Annotated in this window: 2 protein-coding genes and 1 pseudogene; 1 reads left to right on the forward strand and 2 read right to left on the reverse strand. The window is 63.5% G+C overall.

The window, feature by feature from the left end; translation table 11 throughout:
- Positions 1-85: 85 nt before the first annotated feature.
- Complete coding sequence (locus tag Q0Y42_RS14005; protein WP_297805025.1) at positions 86-2122, reverse strand: M13-type metalloendopeptidase; 2037 nt, start codon at positions 2120-2122, stop codon at positions 86-88.
- A 102-nt stretch (positions 2123-2224) separates the two neighbouring features.
- On the reverse strand, positions 2225-2818 hold the full coding sequence (gene purN, locus Q0Y42_RS14010; protein ID WP_297805029.1) for a phosphoribosylglycinamide formyltransferase: 594 nt from the start codon (positions 2816-2818) through the stop codon (positions 2225-2227).
- Between the two features lie 172 nt (positions 2819-2990).
- On the opposite strand from purN, the pseudogene Q0Y42_RS14015 reads away from it, so the two are divergent.
- A pseudogene (locus tag Q0Y42_RS14015) lies at positions 2991-3266 on the forward strand (peptidase S10); the annotation flags it as partial.

Here is a 3266-nt window from a genome sequence, read left to right on the forward strand (position 1 = left end):
TCCGGCGGGGCTTTATCTTGGGCAGCCCCCAAAGACAAGGCCCGCAGCGGGGTCGCTGCGGGCCGATCCTTTTACCGAAGGCGGCTTACCAGATGCGGACGCGGTCTTCCGGCTTCAGATATTGCTTCTGGTCGGCGGTGACGCCGAAGGCGTCGTACCAGGCGTCGATGTTGCGCGGCGGGGTGGCGGCGCGGGCCGAACCCGGCGAGTGCGGATCGGTGGCCAGATATTCGCGCAGGGTCTCGTCGCGGATCTTGTCACGCCACACCTGTGCCCAGCCGTAGAAGACGCGCTGTTCGCCGGTCACGCCGTCCAGCACCGGAGCGGGCTGGCCGTTCAGGCTGCGGTTATAGGCCGCGTGTGCCAGAACCAGCCCGCCCAGATCGGCGATGTTCTCGCCCATGGTCAGTTCCGGATTGATGGCGATGCCTTCGATCGGCTGTTGCGCGGCATAGAGCGCGCCTAGCTTCTTGGTTTCAACCTCGAAGCGGGCGGCGTCCTCGGCGGTCCACCAGTCGCGCAGCTGGCCCTTGGCGTCGGTCTTGCGGCCCTGGTCGTCGAAACCGTGCATGATTTCGTGACCGATCACAGCACCGATACCGCCATAGTTGACGGCCGGATCGGCGTTCGGGTCAAAGAACGGCGGCTGCAGGATCGCGGCGGGGAAGACGATCTCGTTACGCAGCGGGTGATAATAGGCGTTCACCGTTTGCGGCGACATGCCCCATTCTTCCAGATCCACCGGCTGGCCGATCTTGGAACGCTCGTGCGCCCAGTCAAAAGCGGCAATAGCTTCGAGGTTGCCGTACAGGTCGTTGGCATTGACCTGAAGGGCGTCATACGAGCGCCACTTGGTCGGATAGCCGATCTTCGGGCGGAAGCTTTCCAGCTTGGCCAGAGCCTCGACCTTGGTGGCCTCGGTCATCCATTCGAGGTTTTGCAGGCGGTCGCGCATCTCGGCCAGCAGGTTGCCGACCAGCTCTTCCATCTGGGCCTTGGACTCAGCGGGGAAGTGACGGGCGACGTATTCCTGACCCAGAACCTCGGCCAGCGAGCCATCGACCAGTGCCACGCCACGGTTCCAGCGCGGACGGATTTCCGGCTGACCCCGCAGGGTCTTGTTGCGGAACTCGAAGCGGGCGTCGACGAAGGCCTTGGACAGATAGGGGGCGGCACCGTCAACGATGTTGAACGCTTGCCATGCCTTCAGGGTCTCGATGTCGGTTGCACCGAACACCTCGGCCATGCCGGGCAGGGCGGTGTTTTCGGTCATGACGATGGTTTCGACATTGCCGACCTTGGCGGCGTTCAGGAAGGCCGACCAGTCAAAGCCCGGGGCATAGGTCGACAGTTCCGAAACGGCGATCGGATTGTACAGCTTGTCGAACTGGCGACGCTCGGCGATCGGCCAGTGCTTTTCGGCGACGGCGGTTTCAAACGCCATGATGTCGGCGGCGGCCTTGGTCGGGTTTTCCCAGCCGATCATTTCCAGCATCTGGGCGATGTAGGCCTGATAGGCGGCCCGTGCCGGAGCGAAGCTGTCGGCGCGATAGTATTCGCGCTCGGGCAGGCCCAGCGAGCCGATGCCGAGGTACAGCGAGTTGATCGACGAGTTCTTCATGTCCTCCATGACGGCGACGTCGAAGATGCTGCTGCCGAACTGCTCCTTGCTGGCACCCATCAGGCGGGCGATGTCGCTGTGGCTGGTGGCGGCACGAACGGCGGCCAGATCGTCAGCCATCGGCTGGGCACCCTTGGCCTCCAGCGCGGCTTCATCCATGAAGCTGGCGTACAGGGCACCGACCTTGCGGGCGTTGTCGGTGGTCGGGTTTGCGGCGGCCTCTTCAATGATGGCGCGCAGCTGGCCTTGGGCGTTCTCGTACAGCATGTCGAACGGACCAAAGCGGGTCTTGTCCGACGGAATGACGGTGTTTTCCAGATAGGTGCCGTTGGCGAACTGGTTGAAGTCGTCGCCCGGACGGACGCTCAGGTCGCGACCATCAAGGTCAAAACCCCACGGCTGGAAGTGGGCACCATGGCCGGTTTCCGATTGGGCACTGGCTACGCACGGCGCAGCAATACAGGCCGACAGGGCGACGGCGCACATCAGGTGCTTTTTCATACGGGCTGTCCTTTGGATTTCAGCGGTAAGGCAGTTGAACGCCTCACCCATCATGAAATCAAGCTTTGCGCCCGCCCGTCCGCTGTGGGGAGTTAATTATAATTAACTGGAAATTTGCTGGCAAAAGCGAGCGAGAACATCGGGATAGAGGGCATGTTCCGCCGTCTTGACCCGCTCGGCCAGCACTTCGGGCGTATCGCCTGCGATGACCGGAACGCGGGCCTGACCCAGGATCGGGCCTTCGTCCATGCCTTCGGTGACGATGTGGATAGTGCATCCGGCCTCGGCGTCGCCAGCAGCGATGGCGCGGGCGTGGGTGTCCAGACCGGGGTACAGCGGCAGCAGCGACGGGTGGATGTTCAGCATCCGGCCTTCCCACTCGCGCACCAGCCATGGGGTCAGTATCCGCATATAGCCCGCCAGTGCCACGACCTGTACGCCATGCTGGACCAGCTGGTCGTGGACGGCGCGTTCGTGGGCCTCGCGGTCCTTGCCGAAATCGCGGTGGGGCAGGGTGACGGTAGCCACGCCCAGATCGCTCGCTTTCGCCAGTCCGGCAGCCCCTTCGATATTGGACAGGACTAGTACCACCTCATAGGGGCAGTCGGCCCCACGGCTGGCCTCGATCAAAGACACCATATTCGTGCCCGAGCCGGAGATCAGCACAGCAACGCGGGTCTTGGGGGCAGAGGGCATGGTGGCTCGGTGCAACAGACTGGTGTTCGGCGGGAGCCATGAAGCGAGCCGCCTTTAAAGGCAAGGGCCTGCTGCCGGATCGGCCGTTAATGTGAAGCGTCGCATTGGCGGTTGCGGTGCCGCTTGCGCCGTGATTACCGTGCGGCCCAGTAGTTTTTGGAGGGGGAGTTCCATGCGTAAACTGATTATCGCGGCCTGTGCCGCAACCCTGCTGGCTGCGCCGCTTGCGGCACAGGCACAGGAAGGCAGCCGCTCGGCCGCCGAGCGTAACCGCAGCGCGGTTGCCGAGGATATTGCCGACAACTGGGTCCGCCCCTCTGCCGAAGAGAAGGAAGTCACCACCAGCCATTCGATCACGGCCCACGGCAAACGCCTGAACTACAAGGCGACGGCGGGCACGCTGACGGTGCGCAACGATGCGGGCATGCCGACGGCCAGCGTCTTCTAT

This window comes from uncultured Brevundimonas sp., from assembly GCF_947305955.1.
Classification (GTDB): Bacteria; Pseudomonadota; Alphaproteobacteria; order Caulobacterales; family Caulobacteraceae; genus Brevundimonas.